This window comes from Palleronia pelagia, assembly GCF_900110115.1.
Lineage (GTDB): Bacteria > Pseudomonadota > Alphaproteobacteria > Rhodobacterales > Rhodobacteraceae > Palleronia > Palleronia pelagia.
The window spans coordinates 53,829-76,695 of sequence record NZ_FOCM01000010.1 but is presented as its reverse complement, the minus strand read 5'-3'; the positions used below and the strand labels follow the sequence as shown (position 1 = coordinate 76,695).

Below are 22,867 nucleotides of genomic sequence, written 5' to 3'. Positions count from 1 at the left end.
GCTGTCCCCTGGCGCGTGTCGCGGTCGGGGCAGATCCCGGCGCGCAAATCGTCCGGGGTTATAGTCGCGGGGCCGTTACGTGCAAGGTCAAAGGACGGCCGACCCCGAGCGTGGCGCGGAGCGCCGCGCGGCCGGGCGCACGACGCAGCCCAGCGCGAAGAGCGCCATGATCGCGGCCCCCAGAACCGGCAGGGCCCGCAAGAGCGGTTCTGCCAGCGGTTCGATGCGCAACAGCCCGACCGTCAGCGGCACGAACAGCCCCATCACCGGCAGCGCGCCCCAGCGCGGCATGAGCGCAGGCGCAAAGGCCAGCGCCGCAAGGAAGTGATAACCCCAGGCCAGCGGAGACACGAGCGACACGCCGGCGATCATCGCGGGCCAAATCAGTACGTCTTCCTTCCAACGGCGGAACGCCAGCGCCGAGACCGCCAGCACCGCCAGAAGCGCCATCTGGCTGAGCAGGGACCAGAGCGGGGTCTTTTCGGCGATGCCGGTGGCGCCAAGGCCCGTGTCGAGGCCCGTCGTGCCGAGTTTCGGGATCGACTGACCCAACCCAAAGACCTGGGCGATGGCCGAATCCAGCGAGAAGTTCAGCGGCAAGGCGATGACCGTGTTCGACACCGCCGCGACCTGCGCCAGGAAATTCGCGTGCAGCGCCGGTCCGCCCAGCATGATCGACAGGCCGCCAAGCGCGCCGCCGGTGATGGCGAAGCTCAGCAGCGCGCGCCAGTCGCCCCGCGCCACGAAGGCCACCGCGAAAACGGCCGGCGTCAGTTTCAGCGCGGCGGCCAGGGCCAGCGCGGCGCCGGCGCTGGCTTGCCGGCCGGCGCCCAGCCGTTCGATCGCCAGGACCGTCAGGAAGGCCACCCATATCTGGGGCTGCCCCACCGACACCGCCACGGCCCCGGCGAAGGTCAGGTGGATGATGCCAACGCCCGCCGCCAGGAACACGGGCAGCGGCACGACCCGGCCGGTGGCCCGCCAGGCCAGCCAGACCGTCGCGCCGATCATTGCAACGTGGACCCCGTGAAGGATCGTGGAGAACGCGGCGAAAGACATCGCCTGGGTGATTGGTGCCATCAGGACGGCCCAGAGCGGGGGGTAGAGGTAGGGGAAGACCGGCCCCGAATATCCCGCGGCGAGGGCCATGTCGGCCCATTCGAGATCCGGGCGCAGCGTGAACACTGCGCCATCCGCGTAGACCAACTGCGGCGCCCCCTCGGCCACGGCGGTCGCGGCAAGCCAGAGCGCCAGCAGGTCCTCGCCGGTCGGCGGCATCATGAGGGCCGACACGCACAACCATGCCACCCCGGCGAGCAGGACGAGATGAATCGCGGTGTGCGTGCGGTCCGCCATGATGCGCCTCCCTGCATACGAGGATGGCCGATGGCAGTGGCGACAGAATGGCGGCGCGCGGCCCCGATTGGGGCCATTTCGCGGACAATCGTCAGCCGGTGTAGAGATAGTCGCGCGTGATCGGCACGGCGTCCTTCCGGTGGGCCAGTTGCGCCTGGAAGACGACCTGCTGCCCGTGCACGAAGGTCAGCTCGGACGCGATCAGGTAATAGCGCCACATCCGGCAGAACCGCTCGTCGTAAAGCGACTTCGCCTTGTCCATGCCGGCCACGAAGCGCTGATCCCAGTGATTGAGCGTTTTCGCGTAGTGATAGCGCCAGATCTCGAGATCGGTCAGCTCAAGCCGCTGACGCTCGAAGGCGGATGACATCTCGGACAGGGCGGGGACATAGCCACCCGGGAAGATGTACTTCGCGATGAAGGGCGACGTGGCGCCGGGCGGGCTGGTCCGCCCGATGGTGTGGATCAGGGCCACGCCATCGGGCCGCAGCATCTGGTTCACATGGCGGAAATACTCGTCGTAATGGGGCACGCCCACATGTTCGAACATGCCGACCGACACGATCCGGTCGAAGGTCCGGTCCAGCGTGCGGTAATCGCGCAGCTCGAACGTCACACGGTCGTCCAACCCGTCCTCGGCCGCGCGGCGGGTGGCGTAGGCGTGCTGTTCCTCGGACAGGGTCACACCGTGGACCCGCGCGCCGAACTCCCGCGCGAGGGTCAGCGCCATGCCGCCCCAACCGCAGCCGATGTCGAGGATCTCCATCCCGGGTTCGATCAGCAGCTTGGCGGCGATGTGGCGTTTCTTCTGAAGCTGGGCCTGTTCCAGCGTATCGGACGGGTCGCGGAAATAGGCACAGCTGTATTGCCGGTCGTCGTCCAGGAAGATGTCGTATAGATCGGACGACAGGTCATAGTGGTGGGCCACGTTCTTGCGCGCACGGTCCATGGGGTTCCATTGCCCCAGGCTGCGCGAGTGGCGGCGCAGTCGGTTGTGCAGGTCGAGCACGCGCGACCGGTTGCCTTGTGCGAAGTTGCGCAGGGTCATGTCCAGCAGGCCGCGGATGTCGTCGTTCTCGATCACCAGCCCGCCATCCATGTAGCCCTCGCCAAGGCCCAGGTCGGGGTTCAGCACCAGGCGGCGGGGTAGGGTGGGATCGGTCAGGGTCACCGCGATCTCGGGGGCGCCCGATCCGGCGGTAAAACGCCGGCCCCCCGGCAGCGTCACGCGCAGCGTGCCGTCATGAAAGATCTCACGAACCGTCCGTTCAAGCAGCGTTTCCCACATGCCCTCGTCCCGTTAATCCACCGTTCACCAAGGGAAAAATCTGCGACAATCTGTCCGGGCGTCAACCCCCCGCTCGGGGATCGGGGGTTCGCTGTCCCTTGACTTCCGCCCGGGGGGCAGGTGTATCGCGCGCAGTTTCACCAAGACAGTCTTCCCGGGGGACACCTCATGCACGCCTATCGCAGCCACACCTGCGCCGATCTCGACAAAAGCCACGTGGGCACCGAAGCCCGGCTTGCCGGCTGGGTACACCGCGTGCGCGACCATGGCGGCGTGCTGTTCATCGACCTGCGCGACCACTACGGCATCACCCAGGTGATCTGCGACCCAGACTCGGCCGCGTTCGCCGAGATGGAAAAGGTCCGCGCCGAGTGGTGCATCCGCATCGACGGCAGCGTGAAGGCCCGCGACGCCGCGCTGGTGAACCCCAAGATCCCCACGGGCGAGATCGAGGTCTATGCCCGCGGGATCGAGATCCTGGGCCGCGCGGGCGAGCTGCCGCTGCCGGTTTTCGGCGAGCAGGACTACCCCGAGGAGACGCGCCTGAAATACCGCTTCCTCGACCTGCGGCGCCAGGGCCTGCACGACAACATGGTGCTGCGCTCGGACGTGGTGCGCGACCTGCGTGAACGTATGTGGGGGCAGGGCTTCAACGAGTACCAGACGCCGATCATCACCGCCTCCAGCCCCGAGGGGGCGCGCGACTTCCTCGTGCCCTCGCGCCTGCATCCGGGCAAGTTCTACGCGCTGCCGCAGGCGCCGCAGCAGTTCAAGCAGCTGATCATGGTGTCGGGCTTCGACAAGTATTTCCAGATCGCGCCCTGCTTCCGCGACGAGGACCCGCGCGCCGACCGCTCGCCAACCGATTTCTACCAGCTCGACATGGAGATGAGCTTCGTCGAGCAGGAGGACGTGTTCGCCACGATCGAACCGGTGATCCGCGGCTGTTTCGAGCGGTTCGGCGGTGGCCGCAAGGTCGACGAGGCCTTCCCGCGCATCAGCTTCCGCGACGCGGCGCTGTGGTATGGCACCGACAAGCCCGACCTGCGCAACCCGATCAAGATGCAGGTGGTCAGCGGCCATTTCCGCGGCTCGGGCTTCGCCATCTTCGCCAAGCTGCTCGAGAACGAGGGCACCGAGATCCGCGCCATCCCCGCGCCGGGCGGCGGGTCGCGCAAGTTCTGCGATCGCATGAACAAGTTCGCGCAGGAGCAGGGTCTGCCGGGCATGGGCTATATCTTCTGGCGCGACGGCAGCGACGGCATGGAAGCCGCCGGTCCGCTGGCCAAGAACATCGGACCCGAGCGGACCGAGGCCATCCGCCAGCAGCTGGGCCTCGGCACCGGGGACGCGGCGTTCTTCCTGGGCGGCAAGCCGTCCGAGTTCGAAGGTGTCGCGGGTCGGGCGCGCACCGTTATCGGCGACGAGCTGGCCCTGACCGACAAGGACCGCTTCGCGTTCTGCTGGATCGTCGATTTCCCGATGTACGAGCGGGACGACGAGGGCAAGATCGACTTCAGCCACAACCCGTTCTCGATGCCGCAGGGCGGGATGGACGCGCTGGACGGCGATCCGCTCGAGGTCATGGGCTACCAGTACGACCTGGCCTGCAACGGCTACGAACTGGTGTCCGGCGCCATCCGGAACCACCGCCCCGAGATCATGTTCAAGGCCTTCGAGATCGCGGGCTACGACGAATCCGAGGTGCGCAATCGCTTCGGCGGCATGGTCAACGCGTTCCAGTACGGCGCGCCGCCCCACGGGGGCTGTGCCGCCGGGATCGACCGCATGGTCATGCTGCTGGCGGACGAGCAGAACATCCGCGAGGTCATCATGTTCCCGATGAACCAGCAGGCGCAGGACCTGATGATGGGCGCCCCGTCCGAGCCGACGGCGGCCCAGCTGCGGGAACTGCGGCTGCGGGTGCTGCCGCCCGAGAGCTGATGGGACCGCTCGCGGGCTGGCGACCGCCGCAGTTGCCGTCCCGCCTGCCGCTGGACGGTCGCTATGTCCGGCTCGAGCCCTTCGCGCCGGGCCACGAGAGCGGGCTGTTCGACGCCTTTGCCGAGGACGCGGGCGGTGCCATGTGGCGGTACCTGCCGGTCGGGCCGTTCCCATCCGTGGACGACTACCTGCCGTGGTTCGACGCCGCACGCATCGCCCATGATCCGCTGCATTTCGCCGTGCGGGGCGAGGACGGGCGGCTGGGCGGGTCGCTTTCGCTGCTGCGGATCGATCCGGGTGCGGGCAGCGTCGAGACCGGCTGGCTGACCTTCGCACCACGTCTGCAACGCACCCGCGCGGCCAGCGAGGCGGTGATCCTGCTGGCGCGCTGGGCGTTCGGCGCCGGGTATCGCCGGTTCGAGTGGAAATGCAACGCCGCCAACATGGCGTCGCGGCGTGCGGCCCAGCGATTCGGGTTCGGCTTCGAAGGGGTGTTTCGGCAGGCGGGCGTCGTGAAGGGCGCGAACCGCGATACTGCTTGGTTCGCGATCACAGATGGCGACGCGGCCACGCTCGACACGGCGTGGTCCACCTGGCTCGATCCCGCGAATTTCGACGCGGACGGACGGCAGAAGCAGCGGTTGTCGGACCTGACGCGGCCGTGTCTCGCGGCCATCGATCCCGCGCTGGGCTAGGCTGTTCGGCGACCTTGGGGGCCGCCAGCAGACCGTCCGTCCCCGCGTTGCGGCGATCAGGTGTAGAGCAGAACCGTCCCCGCCAGCGACAAGGTGATCGAAAAGGCGCCAAGCGCCAGCACGGCTCGGTCCAGGAACGGGGTCTCGTGCTCCAGCCGCAGAACGCGGTCCACAAGTCGGTCCATCATGGCGTGCTCCTTCCCATTGCGGGGCGCTGTCGGGGCGGATCCCCGGCAGCGTGCTGTATCGCGTGCGATTGCGGCGGCAGAGTGCCTTCAATCGTGAAGTTTCGCGGCGCGCGTGGGTCCGCGCGGCGGATCCTTTGCTTGCCTCAGACGGCGATGGCGCCCCGGGCCAGCCGGCTCTGGACGAGACCGGCAAGATGCGCGAGCGATCCACGATGGCCCCGGCCGTCGGTCACGTCCTCGCGCAGCGCGGTCACGGCCGCGTCCAGCGCCCCGTCTTCCAGATTGCGCGCCAGGTTCGCGCCGAAATTGATGGCATAGAGCAAATCCTCGGGCCCCTGGGGCGAGTCGAGCAGATCGAGGATCAGCGCGTAGTCGTCGCCCAGCGCGCCCGCATCGGCATGGACCACCTCGTCGCTCAGGGGGCGCGGCCCCCGCGGTTGCGCCTCGGCCGGAAGATGGGCGAGGATCTTGCCTTGAAAGCCGGCGACCGAGCCGAAGGGTTTCGAGATGAAGCCGTTCGCCCCGGCGTTCAACGCCGCCTCTTCGAGCGCGGGATCACCCGAGAGGGCCAGCAGCACGGGCACACGGGGCACCGCGTCGTCCAGCTGCCGGATCAGGTCCAGCCCCGAGCCGTCGGGCAGACCCAGATCCACCAGGATGACCGACGGGCGGTATGTCGACAGGTGCCGCGCCGCCGCGCGCAGGCTGTCGGCCCGGCGGATGCGCGCGCCGCCGCGCAGGCACATGAGGCGAATGGTCTCGCCCGCGAAGCGACTGTCTTCGACCACCAGCACCGTCTGCCCCAGCAGCGGGCGTTCGGCCGTCGGGCGCCGGGGATACAGGAAATCGTCGAGAATGTCGGTCATGGCGGCTCTCCGAATCTGGTGTCTCCAGTAGGGACCGACGATCCTAAAGTAGGGTTAACACCACCGCGCCGCGACCACGGCGCGGCTTGCGTGCCCTTCGCCTCGGGCCTATCTCGGCTCCCGGACACCAGAAGGACAAGGACAAACAGCGTGATCGGACGCCTGAACCACATCGCAATCGCCGTGCCCGACCTCGAGGCCGCGTCGGCGCAGTACCGCGACATGCTGGGCGCCGAAGTTGGCGCGCCGCAGGACGAACCCGACCACGGGGTCACGGTCGTGTTCATCACGCTGCCCAACACCAAGGTCGAGCTGCTCTATCCGCTGGGCGAGGGCTCGCCCATCGCCGGCTTTCTCGACAAGAACCCGTCCGGCGGCATCCACCACATGTGCTACGAGGTCGACGATATCCTCGCCGCCCGCGACCGCCTGGTCGATCAGGGCGCCCGCATCCTCGGCAGTGGCGAGCCCAAGATCGGTGCCCACGGCAAGCCGGTCCTGTTCCTGCATCCCAAGGATTTCAACGGCTGCCTGATCGAGCTGGAGGAGACATGAGCATCACCTCGGCCATCGTCCTGTTCGCCGTGATCTGGTTCATGGTGCTGTTCATCCTGCTGCCCGTGGGCCTGCGCACGCAGGGCGACGAGGGCGAGATCGTGCCGGGCACCCACGCCGGCAGCCCCGCGCGCACCGACATGTGGCGCAAGGCGCGCACGGTGACCTGGGTGTCGGCGATCCTGTGGGCGCTGATCGCCGGCTTCATCCTGTTCTCGGGCTACGGCGTGCGCGACATCGACTGGTTCAACCGGATGGATCCGGTTTCGGAAGCCGGTGAAACAGATGGGTGAAGGTGGCCGCGCCCAGCACCGGCACCACTAGGCCCAGCAGAGGCACCACCAGCGGGACCGCCATCAGGCAACCCGCGATCCAGATGCGCATGCCGTGCCGGCGCCGCATCCGCCGCGCGCCCTTGGGCCCCAGCCGCCGGGCCGCGATCAGCTGGAAATACTCGCGCCCGAGCAGGAAGCCGTTCAGCCCGAAGAAGATCAGCGGCGCGAAGGGCGGCACCATCAGGTAGAGCGCGAAGGCCGCGATATTGGCCCCCGCGATCACGCCCAGGAATTTCAGCGAATCGCTCAGCCCCCTCCCGAAGGACAGCCGCGGTGCCGGGGGCAGGGCGGGGTAGTGCCGCGCCTCGACCGCGTCGGTCACGTCGTCCAGGAACAGCGACGTGAAGGCCGAGGCCACCGGCACCATCAGGAAGGTCGACAGGAACAGCAGCACGGGCACCGACGACCAGGAAACCGCGTCGTCCACCCAGCTTATGTCGCCCACGAACGGCAGGGACAGCGTGTCGGGTATGAGCCAGCCCAGCCCCCACACGACCAGGCCAATGAAACCGGCCAGCAGCGCCAGCGTCAGCCCCACGCCTTTCAGCAGCGTTCCGCGAAAGGCCGGGTCGCCCATCTGGCCGATGGCCCGGGACGCGTCGCCGATGACGGTCATGCGCCCAGCCAGCTGACTTTCGCCGCGAGGTCGGGGCGGGGCCGCTCGGGCGGGGCCGAGGTCTCGGTGCCGATATGGATGAGCCCGGCGATCCATTCGCCCTCGGCCAGGTCCAGACCCTGCCGCGCGAAGTCCGCGTCATGCGAGGCCCATCCGCTCAGCCAGTTGGCCCCCCAGCCCGCCGCCAGCGCCGCGTTCAGCAGTTGCAGGCAGACGGCGCCGGCGGAAAGGGTCTGTTCCATCTGCGGGATTTTGGGGCTCTCGACGGGGCTCGCGATCACCGCGACGGCCAGGTCTGCGTCGGCGTATTGCGCCGTCTGCTTGGCGATGTCCTCGGGCGGGCGCGACAGACGGTCTCCACAGGCGGGGACCAGCCCCGCCAGCCGTTCCAGCGCCGCGCGCTCCAGCACGACCAGGCGCCACGGTTCCAGCTTGCCGTGATCCGGCGTGCGCAGCGCGGCGCGCAGGATCGGCTCAAGCTGGCTGCGATCCGGCACCGGCTGGCCGAGGGTCTTGGCGGGCCGCGATCGGCGGCTCAGGAGGAAATCCAGCGCGGCTGGGTTGGGATCGGGCATCGTGGCTCCTTGAGGGGTAGGCAGGCGTTCTCCATGTCGGCGCGGCGCGTCGGGCCGTCAAGGGCGGACGCCGAGCCACCGGGAAGTACGGCTCAGTCGCCCAGGGCGCGCCAGCCGATATCGCTGCGAAAGAAGCCCTCGGGCCAATCCACCGCCTCGCACATGGCATAGGCGCGCGACCGGGCCTGCAGCAGATCGTCGCCCCGCGCCGTCACCGACAGCACCCGCCCGCCATTGGCGACAAGCTGCCCGTCGACCAGCGCGGTGCCCGCGTGAAACACCATCTGGGACGAGGTCCCGGTCAGCGCCTCGAGCCCGCGGATGGCGCTGCCCTTTTCGTAGCTGCCGGGATAGCCTTCGGCGGCCATCACCACGGTCAGCGCGTGGTCGTCGGCCCAGTTCACCCGCGCGTCCGCCAACCGGCCCTCGGCGCAGGCGAGCATCAGGTCCAGCGCCTGCGCCCCCAGCCGCATCATCAGCACCTGGCATTCCGGATCGCCGAACCGGGCGTTGAATTCCACGAGTCGGGGCTGCCCGACTTCGATCATCAGGCCCACGTACAGCACGCCTGAATAGGGCGTGCCGCGGCGGGCGAGCTCGGCCACCACGGGGCGCACGATCCGCGTCAGCGCGGCCTCGGTCACCGCATCGGTCATCACGGGGGCGGGGGAATAGGCGCCCATGCCGCCGGTATTGGGGCCGGTATCGCCGTCGCCCACGCGCTTGTGGTCCTGCGCCGTCCCGATGGGCAACACGTCCTCGCCGTCGACCAGCACGAAGAACGATGCTTCTTCGCCGGTCATGAATTCCTCGATCACCACCGACGCGCCCGCCGCGCCAAAGGCGCCGCCCAGCATGTCGTCGATGGCCGCGTGCGCCTGGGCCACGGTCTCGGCCACGACGACGCCCTTGCCTGCCGCCAGGCCGTCGGCCTTGACCACGATGGGCGCGCCGGTGGCCCCGACATGGGCGCGCGCGGCCCCGGCATCCTCGAACCGCGCCCAGCCGGCGGTCGGGGCCCCGGCGGCGTCGCAGATCTCCTTGGTGAAGGTCTTCGAGGTCTCCAGCATTGCCGCGGCGCGGTTCGGCCCGAACACGAGGAGACCCGCGTCCCGCAACCGGTCGGCCACCCCGGCGGCCAGCGGGGCCTCGGGGCCGATGATGACCAGGTCCACCGCGTTCTCGCCCGCGAACTGGGCCACGGCGGCGCCGTCCTCGATATCCAGCCGCGCGGTCTCGGCGATGCCCGCGATGCCGGCATTGCCGGGCGCCACGATCAGCCGGTCGCAGCGCGGGTTCTGCAGCGCGGCCCAGGCCAGGGCATGTTCGCGCCCGCCGCCGCCCAGGATCAGGATGTTCATCGCGTGGCCCCCTTGTCCGGTCGCGCAACCGCATACAACCGCGCCTGCCGGATGGGAAGTGCGCCCGCCCCCGGCTTCATCTTTCCACAAATACCTCAGGTGCCCGGCCCATCGCGGGCGAAACCCCTGCGGTGGCGCGCGCGTTCTCGGGCGAAAGAGGAGACCCGCATGAAATACTACGCCAATACCGAGGCACGCGACGACGGCACCCACGTGATGCATGCCGAGACCTGCCAGTTCCTGCCCAATGCCGACAAGCGCAAGGCCCTGGGGGACTACGCCAATTGCGATACAGGGCTGAAGCACGCACGGGACGCGTTCGACACCGTCACGCCCTGCAACACCTGCTGTTCCGACTGTTCCTGATGACACCTGGCGGGGGTCACGGCCCTGTCACACAAAGCTGCCATACAAGCGGTCATGGAACCGAAGGACATAGCATGCTTGGACTGTCACTGACCCGCCTGGGCGAAATCCGGCTGTCCCGGCCCCGGCTTTTGCGCGGGCGCGACGACCCGTTCAGCCCTCCGACCGGTGCGCAGGCCCGGCTGGAGGACGCCGCAAGGCGCGCGCTGGTGCTCGACGAGGCGGGCCCATCGCCGGACGACCCCGAGGCCGCTCCCGCACCGCGCTTCCCCGGTTGAGCCCGCCCCGGCGCCGCAGTAGCGTCGCGCCATGGACCTGATCGACGATCCGCAGCCGGGCGAGAACGCCCACGAATACACCGTCTCCGAGATCTCGGGCGCGGTGAAACGCGTGCTCGAGGGCGAGTTCGGCCGCGTCCGCGTCAAGGGCGAGGTGGGGCGCGTCTTCGTGGCGCGCTCGGGGCATCTCTATTTCGACATCAAGGACGACCGTGCCGTGCTGGCCTCGGTCGCGTGGAAGGGGCAAGTGGCCGCGCTTGCCACCCGGCCGGAGGAGGGGATGGAGGTCGTCGCAACCGGTCGGCTGACCACCTTCGGCTCGCAATCGAAATACCAGCTGAACGTGGATGACCTGCGCCCGGCCGGCGTCGGCGCCCTGATGGCGATGCTGGAGAAGCGCAAGAAGGCGCTCGAGGCCGAGGGGCTTTTCGACCCCGCGCGCAAGCGGCCCACGCCGTTCCTGCCCGAGGTCATCGGCGTCGTCACCTCGCCCTCGGGCGCCGTGATCCGCGACATCCTGCACCGTCTGCGCGACCGCTTCCCGCGCAAGGTGCTGGTCTGGCCCGTGGCGGTGCAGGGCCGGGATTGCGCGCCGCAGGTGGCCCGCGCGATCGAGGGCTTCAACGCGCTGACGCCCGGCGGGGCCCTGCCGCGTCCGGACCTGTTGATCGTCGCCCGCGGCGGCGGGTCGATCGAGGATCTGTGGGGCTTCAACGAAGAGATCGTCGCCCGCGCGGCGGCCGCCAGCGGCATCCCCCTGATCTCGGCCGTGGGACACGAGACCGACACCACGCTGATCGACTACGTCTCGGACCGCCGCGCGCCGACGCCCACCGCCGCCGCCGAGATGGCCGTGCCGGTGCGGTTGGAGCTTCAGGCCATGTTGGACGACCAGGGCGCGCGGCTGTCGCGGGCCCTGCATCGCGGCGTCAGCGACCGGCGGCGGCGGCTGGACGACCTCGGCCGCGCCCTGCCGCGACCCGATTCGCTCCTGTCGCCGGCGCGGCAGCGGCTCGACCTGGCCGAAACCCGGCTGGACGCCGCGCTCGCCGCACGGGTGTCGCGCGCCCGCGCCCGGCTGGTCGAGGCGGCGGCCGACCTGCGGCCCGGCAACCTGCGCCGCGCCATCGAAAACCGCCGCGCGCGGATCGACCTGCTGGCGGGACGGCTGGCGCCCGCGCTGGCGCGCTCGGTGCGGCAGGGGCAGGGGCGGCTGGACCAGGTGTCTGCACGCTTGCCGTCGCTTGCGCCGCCGCGCGACGCGGCGGGTCTGCGCCGCAAGCTCGACGACCTGGGCGCGCGCATGGCGCGCGGTTGGACGGCCCGACAGCGCACCGATCGCGATCGGCTCGCCGCGCTCGAACGCCTGCGCCAGTCGCTGGGCTACGAGGCCACGCTGGCGCGCGGCTATGCCGTGGTGCGCGGTGGCGGTGCGGTCGTGACCACGGCCAAGGCCGCCCGCGCGGCGCCGGACCTGGAGATCGAGTTCCGGGACGGCCGGATGAAACCCCTCGCCAAGCCGGCGCGCGGCTCGAAGAAGCCCAAGGACGATCCGCCCGAGCAGGGCAGCCTGCTCTGACGGCCGATCAGACGCCCAGGTTGGGCGCGGGGCATTTCAGCGGCTCGTCGCTCGCGCGCGTCTCGTAAAGCTCGGATCCCGGCGGGTCGCCCGCGAAGCGCGCCGTCAGGCCGCTCGACGTCAGGAAGAAGGTCCAGCATTGCGGGCCTGTCCCGTCGGTGTACTCGAAACAGATCTGCTCGCCTTGGGGATACCAGAAGCCCTCCTTGCATTCGTCATCGAGGAACGACCAACTGACCGTGCGGCCCGGATGATATTCCTCGATCCCGTAGGAGATCCCGTTCGACGCGTAGTAGAGCGTGCGGCCCTCGGTATAGGCCTCGAATTCCTCGGCGGTCATGGGCGTCTGGGCCAGGGCCGGACCGATGGAAGCGAGCAGGGCGAGGGTGGCGGCGATGCGTTTCATGCGGCCCCTTCTGCCACGGGTCGCGCGGCGTCGCCAGCGGCAGACTGTCGCCACGCGCGGGCGCGCGGATCCATCAGCCGACGCCAGAGCGGCGGCACGCAGGCCACCGCCGCCATGATCGGCAGCGACCGGGGCAGGCGCGGCGCCGTGTCGGCGTCGGGCAGGCGCAGCTGCGGAAACGGGCGCGCGGGGTGCGCGTGGTGGTCGGAGTGGCGCGGCGCCTGCAACATCATCGCGCCCGAATACGCCTGCGGCGCGTTCCAGCTGTGGGCCGGTCCGACCGGCGCATAGCGGCCCGGCGCGATCTCGTCCCGGGTCAGACCATAGTGCTGCACGTAGTCCGACAGCAGGATCTGCGCCTGCGCGCCGACGCAGATCAGCACGTACCACGCCACGCCAGCGAGACCGCCGATGGCGGCGGCGAGCGCGAGGCAGGCGATGGCCCCGCCGACATAGACGAGATAGGGGTCATGCCGACGCCACGCGTCGCGGTGGCGCGCGCGCAGCATCCGCGCCTCGGCCGCGTGGCCCGCGCGAAAGCCGCCCCACCAGGCGCGTGGCGCGTAGGCGAAGAACGTCTCGCCCAGCCGCGCGGTGGCCGGGTCCAGCGGCGTCGCGACCCAGCGGTGATGCACCTTCGGATGGGCCGAGGCATGGTGTCCGTACAGCAGTGCGATGAAGGCCGCGCGTCCCAGCCAGGCCAGCGCGCGGCGGGGCCGGTGGATCAGCTCGTGCGCGTTGGCATTGCCGATCTGGCCCAGCCACAGGATCGCGGCATAGGCCGACAGTGCCTTCTCGCCCGAGCTCAGCGCCGGGCCGGACAGCGCCGCCACCAGCAGCGGCACCAGCGCCAGGTGCGCCACCGCCAGGGCCACCGACAGGCCCGTTTCGACCGGGAATTCCTGCGCAGCGTCGTCCGGCATCTCTAGCTCGGCGATCATGCGGTCGAACAGGAAGACCACGCCGGTCATGCTCAGGACGGCAACCAGCGTCCAGAGACCGCCCAGCGCCAGCCCCGCCAGCAGGCAAGCCAGCGGCCCCAGCGTGGCCGCGAAGAACAGCGTGCGTGCGCCCGTCATGGGCTTCCTCCTTGGTGGTGGCCCCAGTGTCGGGGCGGCATGGTCCGAGTAAAATCATAAGCGCGTGATCCGGTCACGGCGGGCCGTGGGCGAAATCACGCCTTTTGTGACCCGAAAGGCGTCGCTTTTGGCTTGGGCGCGCGCGCGGCGCCGGGCTAGGACGGGCGGGCAGGAGGGGCGCACATGCTGGATCAACGCGACGGTATCGGGAAGGCCCGGAAGGGCCGGGGACGGGCCACGCCGAAAGGGCGTCAGCTGGACGATGCGGCATTGGCCGAGGTGCAGCGTCTGCTGGGTGACAGGCCCCGGCGCCGCGACCTTCTGATCGAGCATCTGCACCTGATCCAGGACGCCCACGGCCACCTGTCCGCCGCCCACATGCGCGCGCTGGCCCACGAGATGCGCCTGTCGCAGGCCGAGATCTGGGAAGTGGCGAGCTTCTACGCCCATTTCGACCTGGTGAAGGAAGGCGAGACGCCGCCGCCCGCGCTGACCGTGCGGGTCTGCGACTCGCTCGCCTGCGAACTGGCGGGCGCGCAAGCGCTGAAGCAGGCGCTGGAGGACGGCATGGACCCGGCGGCGGTGCGCGTCGTGCGCGCCCCCTGCATGGGCCGCTGCGACACCGCCCCGGTGGTCGAGCTGGGGCACAACCATATCGACTTCGCCACGCCCGAGATGATCCGCGACGCTATCAATACCGGCGACACGGAAGTGCACATTCCCGACTACCAAGGGCTCGAATTCTACCGCGAGGGCGGTGGTTACAGCACTTTTGCGACATTGCGTGATGGCGGCGACTGGGAAGAGGTGCAGCAGACCGTGCTCGACGCCGGGGTCCGGGGCCTGGGCGGTGCCGGTTTCCCGTCGGGCAAGAAGTGGGGCTTCGTGCGCGCCAACGAGGGTCCGCGCTATCTTGCGGTGAACGCTGACGAGGGCGAGCCGGGGACCTTCAAGGACCGTGCGCTGATGGAGACGTCGCCGCACCTCATGCTGGAAGGCATGCTGATCGCCGCCTGGGCCGTCGAGGCCGAGCGCTGCTTCATCTACATGCGCGACGAGTATCCGGCGTCCCTGGAAATCCTGCGGCGCGAGATCGCGGCGTTGGAAGACGCTGGTTTCATCGCCCCTGGATATGTCGATCTGCGCCGCGGCGCGGGGGCCTATATCTGCGGCGAAGAGTCGGCGATGCTGGAATCCATCGAGGGCAAGCGCGGCATCCCGCGTCACCGCCCGCCCTACGTGGCGCAGGTGGGGCTGTGGGGGCGGCCCACGCTGGTCCACAATGTCGAAACCCTGGCCTGGATCACCCGCGTGCTGCGCGAAGGTCCCGAGATCCTCACATCGGTGGAACGCAATGGCCGCAAGGGGTTGCGCAGCTACTCGGTCTCGGGCCGGGTCGCCGCGCCGGGCGTCTACCTGCTGCCCGCCGGGTCGACCATCGCCGACATCATCGAGGCCGCCGGCGGCATGGCCGAGGGCCACGTGTTCAAGGCCTACCAGCCGGGCGGGCCGTCCTCGGGGCTGCTGCCCGCATCGATGGACGACATCCCCATGGATTTCGACATGTTGCAGGAACACGGCAGCTTCATCGGCTCGGGCGCCGTGGTCGTCCTGTCCGACCGGGACAGCGCCCGGGCGGCGGCGCTGAACATGATGCGGTTCTTCGAAGACGAAAGCTGCGGCCAATGCACCCCGTGCCGGGTGGGCTGCGAGAAGGCGGTCAAGCTGATGCAGGCCGACGCGTGGGACCGCGACCTGCTTGGCGATCTCTGCACCGTCATGGCCGACGCGTCGATCTGCGGGCTGGGGCAGGCCGCGCAGAACCCCATCAAGCTGGTGCTGAAGCATTTCCCCGACGAGGTCTGACCACGTCCCGGCGCGGTCGCCTGACCTTTCAAATCACGCGGATCCGGCCTAGGTGAAGGGAAGTGCACCACAGGCGGGGACCCATACGTGTCGTTCTTCAACAAGCTGAAATCCAAGCTCTTCAAGTCGTCCTCGAAGCTGGACGAGGGGATCGACGCGATCGTCGAGGATGGCGGCGAGGTGGCCGAGGCCGAGCCGCGACCCCCTGTCGAGGATGTCGCCAGCTCGCCCCTGCAAACGGCGACCGAGCCCGCGCCGGAGCCGTCCGAGCCCGAGGAGACGCCCGAGCTTGAGCCCGTGCCGGACCATCCGCCCGCGGCGGTGCCCGACCCGGTTCCCGACACTGCGCCCGAGCCGGAGCCCGAGCCCGAGCCGACGCCCGAATTCGAGCCGACGCCAGAACCTGCGCCGCAGCCCGACCCCCAGCCGGAGCCGGAACCGCAGCCTGAACCCGTGCCGGAGCCCGAGCTGGCCCCGCGCCCCGAGCCCACGCCGCCGCCCGCGCCGGACCCATTCCCGCGGCCGCAGGACCCGCGCCCCGCCGATGCGCCGCCCGAAGTGCCCGCGCCGCAAGCCCCGCCCGAGGCCCCGGCGCAGCCGACCCCGATCGAGATCCCCGATGACACGCCGTCGCGCGCCGAGGGCGGCCAGTCCGGCCTGCTGGGTCGCCTGTTCGGGCGCCGCGACGCGGCCCCCGTCATGCGCCGTCCGCTGGACGACGACATGCTGGAGCAGCTGGAAGACCTGTTGATCACCGCCGATATGGGCGTCGAGACCGCCGCACGCGTGACGTCCAACATGGCCGAGGGGCGGTTCGGCAAGCGGTTGTCCACCGCCGAGATCAAGACCCTGCTGGCGCAGGAGATCGCGCGCATCATGGAGCCGGTGGCCAAGCCCCTGCCGATCTATTCCAAGCGCCCGCAGGTGGTTCTGGTCGTGGGCGTGAACGGGTCTGGCAAGACCACGACCATCGGCAAGCTCGCCTCGCAGTTTCGCGCCGCCGGGAAGAAGGTCGTGATCGCCGCCGGCGACACCTTCAGGGCCGCGGCGGTCGAGCAGCTCCAGGTCTGGGGTGATCGCGCGGGCGTTCCGGTGATGACGGCGCCACAGGGCAGCGATCCAGCCAGCCTGGCCTTCGACGCCATGACCAAGGCCGAGGCCGACGGCGCCGATCTGCTGATGATCGACACCGCCGGGCGGCTTCAGAACCGGGCCGACCTCATGGAAGAGCTGGCCAAGATCGTCCGCGTCATCCGCAAGAAGGACCCCGAGGCGCCGCACAATACGGTGCTGGTGCTGGATGCGACCACCGGCCAGAACGCGCTGAGCCAGGTCGAGATTTTCCAGAAGCTCGCCGATGTCTCGGGGCTAGTGATGACCAAGCTGGACGGGACGGCGCGCGGCGGCGTGCTGGTGGCGCTGGCCGACCGGTTCGGCCTGCCGATCCACGCCATCGGTGTGGGCGAGCAACTCGACGACCTGGCGCCGTTCGACCCCGAGGAATTCGCCGCCGCCCTCACCGGGGCGGATGCGTGAGCACCGCCGGTCAGTCCGATGACCGAGCGTCCTCGATCCGGCCGATGACCCCCACCACGACAGACACGATGACCGTCGCCATGGCGGCGAGCGGGATCTGCCCCGCGCCGCAGGCAAGCCCGATGGCGCCGCACAGCCACAGCGACGCGCCGGTGGTGATGTTTCGAACCTGTCCGCCCGACGTGAAGATGATGCCCGCGGCCAGGAACGCGACGCCGGCGGTGACCGCCTCGATCAGGCGCAGCGGATCGACCCGCAACTCGCCGTCGCCGCCGCCCGCCGACAGGAAATCGATGGTCGACAGCTGCGCGCCGACGACGATGAACAGGCACGCGGCGATGGACACCAGCATGTGGGTGCGCAGGCCGGCGGGCTTGTCGCTGCGCTCGCGCTCCCAACCGACGATGCCGCCAAGGATCGCCGCCAGCATCAGGCGGATGAAGGCGACGACCGGCGGCACGGTGCTGAAGGATCCGTTCAGCTCATCGACGATGGTGGCCCACATGGTCCGCTCCTCCGGCTTGCTCTCGGGTCACAACGATGCGGCGCGGCGCCCGTTCCGGCGGAGCCCTGCATGGACGCACTGACAGGGCTTGAAGGGACCGACGCCGGGCACAGTCTTGCGCTGGTCCTCGCGCTGACGGCCGCATTGCTGCACGCGATCTTCGGCGCGCTTCAGAAGGGACGGCATGACCCGTGGCTGAGCCGCATGGTCATCGACGCGAGCTACGGCCTCATGGCGCTGCCCATCGCGCTGTTCCTGGTGCCGTGGCCCGAGCCGCATATGTGGCCGATCTTCGCCGGCGCCTTCGTCATCCACGGGACCTACAAGCTGCTGCAGGGGCTGTGCTACACCAAGGGGGCCTATACGGTGGTCTATCCGGTGGTGCGCGGCACCGGGCCGCTTTTCGCCGTGATCGGCGCCAGCATCGTCTTCGGCGAGCGGTTCACGGCGCTGCAATGGGCCGGTGTGGCGACCCTGCTGGCGGGGATCTACGGGCTGGCTGCCTACAACCTGCGGCACTGGACGGTGGACCGCGAGACGATGCCGCTGGCGCTAGGCCTTGCCGTGGTCACGGGGCTGTTCGTCGCGCTCTACACGACCTACGACGCCTACGGCATCCGCGCGACGGCGAACCCGTTCACCTTCCTTGCCTGGTTCTTCCTGATCGACGGGCTGGGCTTCGCGCCGCTGGTCGCGTGGTTCCACCGCCGCAAGGTGGCCGAGGTGACCGACTGGGCCAGCCTGGCCCGGCGCGGCGTGATCGGCGGACTGGTGGCCTTCGGCAGCTTCGGGTCGATCATGCTGGCCACGAGGCTCGACAAGGTGGGCGAGGCGGCGGTGCTGCGCGAGACCTCGACCGTTTTTGCCGCATTGATCGGCTGGCTGATGCTGGGTGAAAAAACCGGGCCGCGGCGGCTGGCGCTCATGGCGCTGATCGCGATAGGTGCGGTCATCGTGGAATTCAGCGGATAGGGAAACCATGGCGGAAGATTCGAAAAAGGGCTTGGTGACGGCGCTGGAGCTGGGTCCCGTGGCCCTGTTCTTCGTGGGCTACCTGCTGCTGCGCGACCGGACGTTCACGGTGTTGGGGCAGGAATACACCGGCTTCATCCTCATGACCGCGCTCTTCATCCCGATCCTGATCGTGTCCATGGCGCTGATCCGTCGGATCACCGGGCATCTGTCGAAAATGCAGGTGATGACGCTGGTTCTGGTGGTGGTCTTCGGCGGGCTGACCGTGTGGCTGAACGACGAGCGGTTCTTCAAGATGAAGCCCACGCTCATCTACTTGATCTTCGGGGTGATCCTGCTGGTGGGCCTCCTGCGCGGCCAGAGCTACCTGCGGATGCTGATGGAGGGCATGGTGCCGCTGGACGATACCGGCTGGATGATCCTGACCCGCCGGTTCTGCGCCTTCTTCTTCGCGCTCGCCGTGGCGAACGAGCTGGTCTGGCGGCTCATGTCGACGGATGCCTGGGTGAACTTCAAGACCTTCGGGCTGACGGGCGCGATCTTCGTGTTCTTCATCTTCCAGGGGAAGCTGTTCCAGGAACACGGGACGGGCGAGGGCGACTAGCCCTTGCGCTGAAACAGCCGGTCCTGCGCGTCCGCGTCCTTCTGGAACGCCTTCCGCTTGTCCAGATGCAGCCCCGTCCCGGTCTTGACCGCCGGGCGGGCGGCGACCGTTTCAAGCCAGCGGGCAAGGTGGGGCTTGTCGTCCAGCGTCTGCTCCTGCCCCTCCCACAGCGATGCCCAGGGATAGATCGCCATGTCGGCGATGGTGTAGTCGTCGCCGGCCACAAAAGCGCGATCCGCCAGCCGCCGGTCGAGCACGCCGTAAAGCCGCGCGACCTCGCCGCGATAGCGGTCCTTGGCGTAAGCGATATCCTCGGGCGCGTATTTCAGGAAATGGTGCGCCTGGCCCGCCATGGGGCCCACGCCGCCCATCTGCCACATGAGCCACTGGTCCACCTCGGTCCGCGCCCGCTCGGTCGCGCCGCCGAAGCTGCCCGTTTTGCGGGCGAGGTATTGCAGGATGGCGCCCGACTCGAAGATCGAGATGGGCTGCCCGTCCGGGCCGTCGGGGTCGGTGATCGCGGGGATGCGCCCGTTGGGCGACACCGCCAGGTAGGCGTCGGTCCGCTGGTCGCCCGCGCCGATGTCGATAAGCTCGACCCGGTAGGGCAGGCCGAATTCCTCCAGCGCGATGGAGGTTTTCCAGCCATTCGGCGTGGGCCAGTAATACAGCGTGATCTCGGACATGGCGTGCTTTCCCCTCGGCCGTCTTGACCGTTCCCCGGCGCCGCAGTATCGGGTGCAGCGTGGCGATTTGTACACCGGATTGCGGGCCACGTTAAACATGCCGCTAAAGAGGTCGGGATGTTTCCCCGCTTCGTGATCGGTGGGGCAAACGTCGAAAGGGACCCCATGAGTGACAGTTGGAACCACCGGACCCGCGCGGTCCATGCAGGCACGCGCCGCAGCCAGTACGGCGAGGTGAGCGAGGCGATCTTCCTCACCCAGGGCTTCGTCTATGACAGCGCCGAGGCCGCCGCCCAGCGGTTCGAGAGCCTGGGCGAGGACGAATTCATCTACGCCCGCTACGGCAACCCGACCGTGGCCATGTTCGAGGAACGCATCGCCTCCATCGAGGGCGCCGAGGATGCCTTCGCCACCGCCAGCGGCATGGCGGCGGTGAACGGCGCGATGATGTCGATGCTGAAGGCGGGCGACCACGTGGTGTCGTCGCGCGCGCTGTTCGGGTCGTGCCTCTACATCCTCGAAGAGATCCTGACCCGCTTCGGGGTCGAGGTCACCTTCGTCGACGGCACCGACCTGGACCAGTGGCGCGACGCGATCCGGCCCGACACCAAGGCCGTGTTCCTGGAGACGATCAGCAACCCCACGCTCGAGGTGATCGACCTGCGGGCCGTGGCCCGGCTGGCCCACGCGGCCGGGGCGACGGTGGTGGTCGACAACGTCTTCGCCACGCCGATCTTCAGCCGGGCCTTCGAGATGGGGGCCGACGTGGTGATCTATTCGGCGACCAAGCATATCGACGGGCAGGGCAGGGGCCTTGGCGGCGTCATCCTTGGCAGCCGCGAATTCATCCGCAAGACGGTCGAGCCGTACCTCAAGCACACGGGCGGGGCCATGTCGCCCTTCAACGCCTGGATGATGCTCAAGGGTCTCGAGACGCTGGATCTGCGCGTGCGCGAACAGGAACGCACGGCGCGGCATCTGGCCGCAGCGCTGCAGAGCCACAAGGGCCTGTCGCGCGTGATCTACCCGGGGCTGCCGGACAATGCCCAGGCGCAGGTCGTGGCCGAGCAGATGGGCGGCGCGGGCACGGTCATCGCGCTGGACGTGACGGGCGGACGCGACGCCGCCTTCCGGGTGCTGAACGCGCTGAAACTGGTCACGATCTCCAATAATCTCGGGGATGCGAAGTCCATCGTGACCCATCCGGCCACCACCACGCACCAGCGTCTGAGCGAGGCGCAGCGCGCGCATCTGGGCATCACCGACGGGCTGCTGCGGTTGTCCGTGGGGCTGGAGGATGCGGGCGATCTGATGGTCGACCTGACCGCCGCGCTGGACGTCATTTGACATCCTGATGGCGCGGCGCGTCTGGATTTCGGGACGCCCGCGCCTACATGCCCGTTGCTCGGAACGGGGCGAGGACAAGGGCATGAACATACATCTTCACGACCACGACGGAGACATGTCACGGCAGGAGGCGCAGCGCCTGATGGCACGGCTGCGTGCCTGGGCCCGATCGGCGGACCCTGATGATCTTGCAACGCTCGACCCGGCGATTCGATCCCTCGCCGGTGGCCTGGGCGACGATTACCCGGCGCTGGACGATGTCTACGACGATACCTTCCGCGCCGATGCCGCGTATCGCGCGACGATGCCCGACCTGCAAAACGGCCCCGCCTCGCTGATCGAGGGCGCGCCGCGCCAGATCCAGCACGTGGGCATAAGCAATTTCCGCCTGCCCATCCGGTTTCGCACGCGCGACAACGGCGACCTGACGCTCGAGACCTCGGTGACGGGCACCGTGAGCCTGGAGGCCGAGAAGAAGGGCATCAACATGTCGCGCATCATGCGCACCTTCTATCGCCGCGCCGAGGAGACCTTCAGCTTCGCGGTGATCGAAGCGGCGCTGGATGACTACAAGGCCGACCTCGAAAGCTTCGATGCGCGCATCCAGATGCGGTTTTCCTTCCCGATGAAGGTGGAAAGCCTGCGCTCGGGGCTGACGGGATACCAGTATTACGACTTCGCGCTCGAACTGGTCGAGAAGGCCGGCGTGCGCCGCAAGATCGTCCACCTCGACTATGTCTATTCGTCGACCTGCCCCTGTTCGCTGGAACTGAGCGAGCACGCCCGGCGCGAACGGGGCCAGTTGGCCACGCCGCATTCCCAGCGCTCGGTCGCGCGGGTGTCGGTGGTCCTGGACGAGGGTCACGGAACCCTGTGGTTCGAGGACCTGATCGACCTCTGCCGCGCCGCCGTGCCGACCGAGACGCAGGTGATGGTCAAGCGCGAGGACGAACAGGCCTTCGCCGAGCTGAACGCCGCCAACCCGATCTTCGTCGAGGACGCGGCGCGGCTGTTCGCGCTGCAATTGCAGGACGAGCCGCGCGTCGGTGATTTCCGCGTGGTCGCCTCGCACCAGGAAAGCCTGCACAGCCACGATGCCGTCAGCGTCCTGACCGAGGGCCCGACCTTCGACCACGACAGCCTTGACCCGCGGCTGTTCGCGACGCTGTTCCACGTGGGGTGAGCCGGGGCAACGCGCGCTGGGCCGGCGCCGACGACCGCACGGCGCTGGACCTGACGTTGCCCGATGGCGGACGGGCGCGGTTCCGGCCGCTGGTCCCCGACGATGCGCAAAGCCTCGAGCGCGGGTTCGAGTTGCTGTCGCAGCAGTCGCGCTACATGCGGTTCCTGCGCGACAAGCCCGAATTGAGCGGCCCCGAGATCACCGCCTTCACCACGCCCGACGGGACCGAGCACGAGGCGATCGGCGTGGCGCTGCTGGATGCCGATGGCGGCGAAACGCCGGCCGGGGTCGCGCGCTACTATCGCACACGGGACGCGAAGGCGGCCGAATTCGCCCTGACCGTGATCGACCACGCCCAGTCGCGACGGCTGGGCGCGCTGCTTCTGGGCTTCATCGCCGGCGTCGCGCGGGACCGGGGAATCGCTCGGTTCCTCGCATTGGTGCATCGCGACAACCACGTGATGCGCCATATCCTGTCGGATCTCGGCGCTGTCACGGGGTCGCGGCTGGGCGATGACGTGGAAATCGTCCTCCCGTTGCAGCAGGACGCGGCCGATTATCCGGGCACGCCCTCGGGCGATGCGATGCGGATGGCACAGAATGCGCGGCAGCGGCGCGATGTGCCCTGACACCCGCGCGCCGGGCGTGTTAAGCAGCACTTCGGCGAACGGGCGAAAGGCG

25 protein-coding genes and 1 riboswitch are annotated in these 22,867 nt (G+C 69.1%); of the genes, 14 read left to right on the top strand and 11 right to left on the bottom strand.

What is annotated here, in order from left to right:
* Window positions 1-87: 87 nt before the first annotated feature.
* Together BMX96_RS17235 and BMX96_RS17230 are read right to left on the bottom strand one after the other, a co-directional pair.
* Window positions 88-1,356 carry a glycosyltransferase family 87 protein gene (locus BMX96_RS17235; RefSeq protein WP_091846609.1) on the bottom strand — a complete coding sequence of 423 codons (1,269 nt, stop codon included), beginning with the start codon at window positions 1,354-1,356 and terminating at the stop codon, window positions 88-90.
* Between the two features lie 91 nt (window positions 1,357-1,447).
* The gene (locus BMX96_RS17230; RefSeq protein ID WP_091846608.1) at window positions 1,448-2,644 is read right to left on the bottom strand and encodes an SAM-dependent methyltransferase; all 1,197 of its coding nucleotides are present in this window, start codon (window positions 2,642-2,644) and stop codon (window positions 1,448-1,450) included.
* Window positions 2,645-2,812: 168 nt separating this feature from the next.
* On the opposite strand from BMX96_RS17230, the gene aspS reads away from it, so the two are divergent.
* Together aspS and BMX96_RS17220 are read left to right on the top strand one after the other, a co-directional pair.
* Window positions 2,813-4,588, top strand: coding sequence for an aspartate--tRNA ligase (aspS, locus tag BMX96_RS17225; RefSeq protein WP_091846607.1), 1,776 nt, complete (start codon window positions 2,813-2,815; stop codon window positions 4,586-4,588).
* Window positions 4,588-5,283 (top strand): GNAT family N-acetyltransferase, encoded by a 696-nt coding sequence (locus tag BMX96_RS17220; protein WP_091846606.1) that lies wholly within the window; start codon window positions 4,588-4,590, stop codon window positions 5,281-5,283. The genes aspS and BMX96_RS17220 overlap by 1 nt, the downstream gene beginning before the upstream one ends.
* A gap of 56 nt (window positions 5,284-5,339) precedes the next feature.
* On the opposite strand, the gene BMX96_RS20100 is transcribed toward BMX96_RS17220, so the two are convergent.
* Window positions 5,340-5,471 (bottom strand): hypothetical protein, encoded by a 132-nt coding sequence (locus BMX96_RS20100; RefSeq protein WP_269085828.1) that lies wholly within the window; start codon window positions 5,469-5,471, stop codon window positions 5,340-5,342.
* 143 nt (window positions 5,472-5,614) lie between these two features.
* On the bottom strand, window positions 5,615-6,337 hold the full coding sequence (locus BMX96_RS17215; RefSeq protein WP_091846605.1) for a response regulator: 723 nt from the start codon (window positions 6,335-6,337) through the stop codon (window positions 5,615-5,617).
* A gap of 150 nt (window positions 6,338-6,487) precedes the next feature.
* Here BMX96_RS17215 and mce point away from each other — a divergent pair, with 150 nt between their 5' ends.
* Together mce and BMX96_RS17205 are read left to right on the top strand one after the other, a co-directional pair.
* Complete coding sequence (gene mce / locus BMX96_RS17210) at window positions 6,488-6,892, top strand: methylmalonyl-CoA epimerase (protein WP_091846604.1); 405 nt, start codon at window positions 6,488-6,490, stop codon at window positions 6,890-6,892.
* Complete coding sequence (locus tag BMX96_RS17205) at window positions 6,889-7,185, top strand: DUF1467 family protein (RefSeq protein ID WP_073129859.1); 297 nt, start codon at window positions 6,889-6,891, stop codon at window positions 7,183-7,185. The genes mce and BMX96_RS17205 overlap by 4 nt, the downstream gene beginning before the upstream one ends.
* On the opposite strand, the gene BMX96_RS17200 is transcribed toward BMX96_RS17205, so the two are convergent.
* The 3 genes from BMX96_RS17200 to purD form a co-directional block, all read right to left on the bottom strand.
* On the bottom strand, window positions 7,139-7,843 hold the full coding sequence (locus BMX96_RS17200; protein WP_091846603.1) for an EI24 domain-containing protein: 705 nt from the start codon (window positions 7,841-7,843) through the stop codon (window positions 7,139-7,141). The two genes, BMX96_RS17205 and BMX96_RS17200, sit on opposite strands and share 47 nt — an antisense overlap.
* On the bottom strand, window positions 7,840-8,418 hold the full coding sequence (locus BMX96_RS17195; protein WP_091846602.1) for a nitroreductase family protein: 579 nt from the start codon (window positions 8,416-8,418) through the stop codon (window positions 7,840-7,842). Before BMX96_RS17195 ends, BMX96_RS17200 begins: the two co-directional genes overlap by 4 nt.
* A gap of 92 nt (window positions 8,419-8,510) precedes the next feature.
* A complete protein-coding gene (purD, locus tag BMX96_RS17190) occupies window positions 8,511-9,779 on the bottom strand; it encodes a phosphoribosylamine--glycine ligase (protein WP_091846601.1) in 1,269 nt (422 codons plus the stop codon).
* Window positions 9,780-9,947: 168 nt separating this feature from the next.
* Here purD and BMX96_RS17185 point away from each other — a divergent pair, with 168 nt between their 5' ends.
* The 3 genes from BMX96_RS17185 (at window position 9,948) to xseA (ending at window position 12,002) form a co-directional block, all read left to right on the top strand.
* Complete coding sequence (locus BMX96_RS17185) at window positions 9,948-10,145, top strand: hypothetical protein (RefSeq protein ID WP_091846600.1); 198 nt, start codon at window positions 9,948-9,950, stop codon at window positions 10,143-10,145.
* 74 nt (window positions 10,146-10,219) lie between these two features.
* A complete protein-coding gene (locus BMX96_RS17180) occupies window positions 10,220-10,423 on the top strand; it encodes a hypothetical protein (RefSeq protein WP_091846599.1) in 204 nt (67 codons plus the stop codon).
* Between the two features lie 31 nt (window positions 10,424-10,454).
* Window positions 10,455-12,002: an exodeoxyribonuclease VII large subunit gene (gene xseA / locus BMX96_RS17175; RefSeq protein ID WP_091846598.1), complete on the top strand. Its 1,548-nt coding sequence runs from the start codon at window positions 10,455-10,457 to the stop codon at window positions 12,000-12,002.
* Window positions 12,003-12,009: 7 nt separating this feature from the next.
* Here the strand turns inward: xseA and BMX96_RS17170 are convergent, their stop codons facing one another.
* A complete protein-coding gene (locus tag BMX96_RS17170; protein WP_073129876.1) occupies window positions 12,010-12,408 on the bottom strand; it encodes a hypothetical protein in 399 nt (132 codons plus the stop codon).
* Window positions 12,405-13,487 carry an alkane 1-monooxygenase gene (locus tag BMX96_RS17165; RefSeq protein WP_091846597.1) on the bottom strand — a complete coding sequence of 361 codons (1,083 nt, stop codon included), beginning with the start codon at window positions 13,485-13,487 and terminating at the stop codon, window positions 12,405-12,407. Before BMX96_RS17165 ends, BMX96_RS17170 begins: the two co-directional genes overlap by 4 nt.
* 183 nt (window positions 13,488-13,670) lie before the next feature.
* Between BMX96_RS17165 and BMX96_RS17160 the strand changes: the two genes are divergently transcribed.
* Window positions 13,671-15,353 (top strand): NAD(P)H-dependent oxidoreductase subunit E, encoded by a 1,683-nt coding sequence (locus BMX96_RS17160; RefSeq protein ID WP_091846596.1) that lies wholly within the window; start codon window positions 13,671-13,673, stop codon window positions 15,351-15,353.
* Between the two features lie 87 nt (window positions 15,354-15,440).
* Window positions 15,441-16,889 (top strand): signal recognition particle-docking protein FtsY, encoded by a 1,449-nt coding sequence (gene ftsY, locus BMX96_RS17155; protein WP_091846595.1) that lies wholly within the window; start codon window positions 15,441-15,443, stop codon window positions 16,887-16,889.
* A gap of 10 nt (window positions 16,890-16,899) precedes the next feature.
* Here the strand turns inward: ftsY and BMX96_RS17150 are convergent, their stop codons facing one another.
* A complete protein-coding gene (locus BMX96_RS17150; protein ID WP_073129886.1) occupies window positions 16,900-17,394 on the bottom strand; it encodes an MgtC/SapB family protein in 495 nt (164 codons plus the stop codon).
* Window positions 17,395-17,463: 69 nt separating this feature from the next.
* Here BMX96_RS17150 and BMX96_RS17145 point away from each other — a divergent pair, with 69 nt between their 5' ends.
* Together BMX96_RS17145 and BMX96_RS17140 are read left to right on the top strand one after the other, a co-directional pair.
* Window positions 17,464-18,366 (top strand): EamA family transporter, encoded by a 903-nt coding sequence (locus tag BMX96_RS17145; RefSeq protein WP_091846594.1) that lies wholly within the window; start codon window positions 17,464-17,466, stop codon window positions 18,364-18,366.
* Window positions 18,367-18,373: 7 nt separating this feature from the next.
* Window positions 18,374-18,970, top strand: coding sequence for an inner membrane-spanning protein YciB (locus BMX96_RS17140; protein ID WP_073129891.1), 597 nt, complete (start codon window positions 18,374-18,376; stop codon window positions 18,968-18,970).
* Here BMX96_RS17140 and BMX96_RS17135 read toward each other — a convergent pair.
* Window positions 18,967-19,656 carry a glutathione S-transferase family protein gene (locus tag BMX96_RS17135; RefSeq protein ID WP_091846593.1) on the bottom strand — a complete coding sequence of 230 codons (690 nt, stop codon included), beginning with the start codon at window positions 19,654-19,656 and terminating at the stop codon, window positions 18,967-18,969. The genes BMX96_RS17140 and BMX96_RS17135 overlap by 4 nt on opposite strands.
* 49 nt (window positions 19,657-19,705) lie before the next feature.
* A riboswitch (SAM riboswitch) is annotated at window positions 19,706-19,784 on the top strand.
* A 37-nt stretch (window positions 19,785-19,821) separates the two neighbouring features.
* Here BMX96_RS17135 and metZ point away from each other — a divergent pair.
* The 3 genes from metZ (at window position 19,822) to BMX96_RS17120 (ending at window position 22,815) form a co-directional block, all read left to right on the top strand.
* Window positions 19,822-21,003, top strand: coding sequence for an O-succinylhomoserine sulfhydrylase (gene metZ / locus BMX96_RS17130; protein WP_091846629.1), 1,182 nt, complete (start codon window positions 19,822-19,824; stop codon window positions 21,001-21,003).
* A 142-nt stretch (window positions 21,004-21,145) separates the two neighbouring features.
* A complete protein-coding gene (folE2, locus tag BMX96_RS17125; protein WP_407944680.1) occupies window positions 21,146-22,186 on the top strand; it encodes a GTP cyclohydrolase FolE2 in 1,041 nt (346 codons plus the stop codon).
* On the top strand, window positions 22,183-22,815 hold the full coding sequence (locus BMX96_RS17120) for a GNAT family N-acetyltransferase (RefSeq protein WP_091846591.1): 633 nt from the start codon (window positions 22,183-22,185) through the stop codon (window positions 22,813-22,815). The genes folE2 and BMX96_RS17120 overlap by 4 nt, the downstream gene beginning before the upstream one ends.
* Window positions 22,816-22,867: the final 52 nt, after the last annotated feature.

Excerpts from the sequence above, each read along its gene's own strand:
- BMX96_RS17230 (WP_091846608.1), bottom strand. The coding sequence starts at position 2,644 with ATGTGGGAAACGCTGCTTGAACGGACGGTTCGTGAGATCTTTCATGAC.
- metZ (WP_091846629.1), top strand. The coding sequence starts at position 19,822 with ATGAGTGACAGTTGGAACCACCGGACCCGCGCGGTCCATGCAGGCACG.
- BMX96_RS20100 (WP_269085828.1), bottom strand. The coding sequence starts at position 5,471 with ATGATGGACCGACTTGTGGACCGCGTTCTGCGGCTGGAGCACGAGACC.
- xseA (WP_091846598.1), top strand. The coding sequence starts at position 10,455 with ATGGACCTGATCGACGATCCGCAGCCGGGCGAGAACGCCCACGAATAC.
- BMX96_RS17215 (WP_091846605.1), bottom strand. The coding sequence starts at position 6,337 with ATGACCGACATTCTCGACGATTTCCTGTATCCCCGGCGCCCGACGGCC.
- folE2 (WP_407944680.1), top strand. The coding sequence starts at position 21,146 with ATGGCACGGCTGCGTGCCTGGGCCCGATCGGCGGACCCTGATGATCTT.
- BMX96_RS17200 (WP_091846603.1), bottom strand. The coding sequence starts at position 7,843 with ATGACCGTCATCGGCGACGCGTCCCGGGCCATCGGCCAGATGGGCGAC.
- aspS (WP_091846607.1), top strand. The coding sequence starts at position 2,813 with ATGCACGCCTATCGCAGCCACACCTGCGCCGATCTCGACAAAAGCCAC.
- BMX96_RS17205 (WP_073129859.1), top strand. The coding sequence starts at position 6,889 with ATGAGCATCACCTCGGCCATCGTCCTGTTCGCCGTGATCTGGTTCATG.
- BMX96_RS17165 (WP_091846597.1), bottom strand. The coding sequence starts at position 13,487 with ATGACGGGCGCACGCACGCTGTTCTTCGCGGCCACGCTGGGGCCGCTG.
- BMX96_RS17145 (WP_091846594.1), top strand. The coding sequence starts at position 17,464 with ATGGACGCACTGACAGGGCTTGAAGGGACCGACGCCGGGCACAGTCTT.
- BMX96_RS17160 (WP_091846596.1), top strand. The coding sequence starts at position 13,671 with ATGCTGGATCAACGCGACGGTATCGGGAAGGCCCGGAAGGGCCGGGGA.
- BMX96_RS17235 (WP_091846609.1), bottom strand. The coding sequence starts at position 1,356 with ATGGCGGACCGCACGCACACCGCGATTCATCTCGTCCTGCTCGCCGGG.
- BMX96_RS17150 (WP_073129886.1), bottom strand. The coding sequence starts at position 17,394 with ATGTGGGCCACCATCGTCGATGAGCTGAACGGATCCTTCAGCACCGTG.
- BMX96_RS17135 (WP_091846593.1), bottom strand. The coding sequence starts at position 19,656 with ATGTCCGAGATCACGCTGTATTACTGGCCCACGCCGAATGGCTGGAAA.
- BMX96_RS17195 (WP_091846602.1), bottom strand. The coding sequence starts at position 8,418 with ATGCCCGATCCCAACCCAGCCGCGCTGGATTTCCTCCTGAGCCGCCGA.
- BMX96_RS17180 (WP_091846599.1), top strand. The coding sequence starts at position 10,220 with ATGCTTGGACTGTCACTGACCCGCCTGGGCGAAATCCGGCTGTCCCGG.
- BMX96_RS17185 (WP_091846600.1), top strand. The coding sequence starts at position 9,948 with ATGAAATACTACGCCAATACCGAGGCACGCGACGACGGCACCCACGTG.
- purD (WP_091846601.1), bottom strand. The coding sequence starts at position 9,779 with ATGAACATCCTGATCCTGGGCGGCGGCGGGCGCGAACATGCCCTGGCC.
- BMX96_RS17220 (WP_091846606.1), top strand. The coding sequence starts at position 4,588 with ATGGGACCGCTCGCGGGCTGGCGACCGCCGCAGTTGCCGTCCCGCCTG.
- BMX96_RS17170 (WP_073129876.1), bottom strand. The coding sequence starts at position 12,408 with ATGAAACGCATCGCCGCCACCCTCGCCCTGCTCGCTTCCATCGGTCCG.
- BMX96_RS17140 (WP_073129891.1), top strand. The coding sequence starts at position 18,374 with ATGGCGGAAGATTCGAAAAAGGGCTTGGTGACGGCGCTGGAGCTGGGT.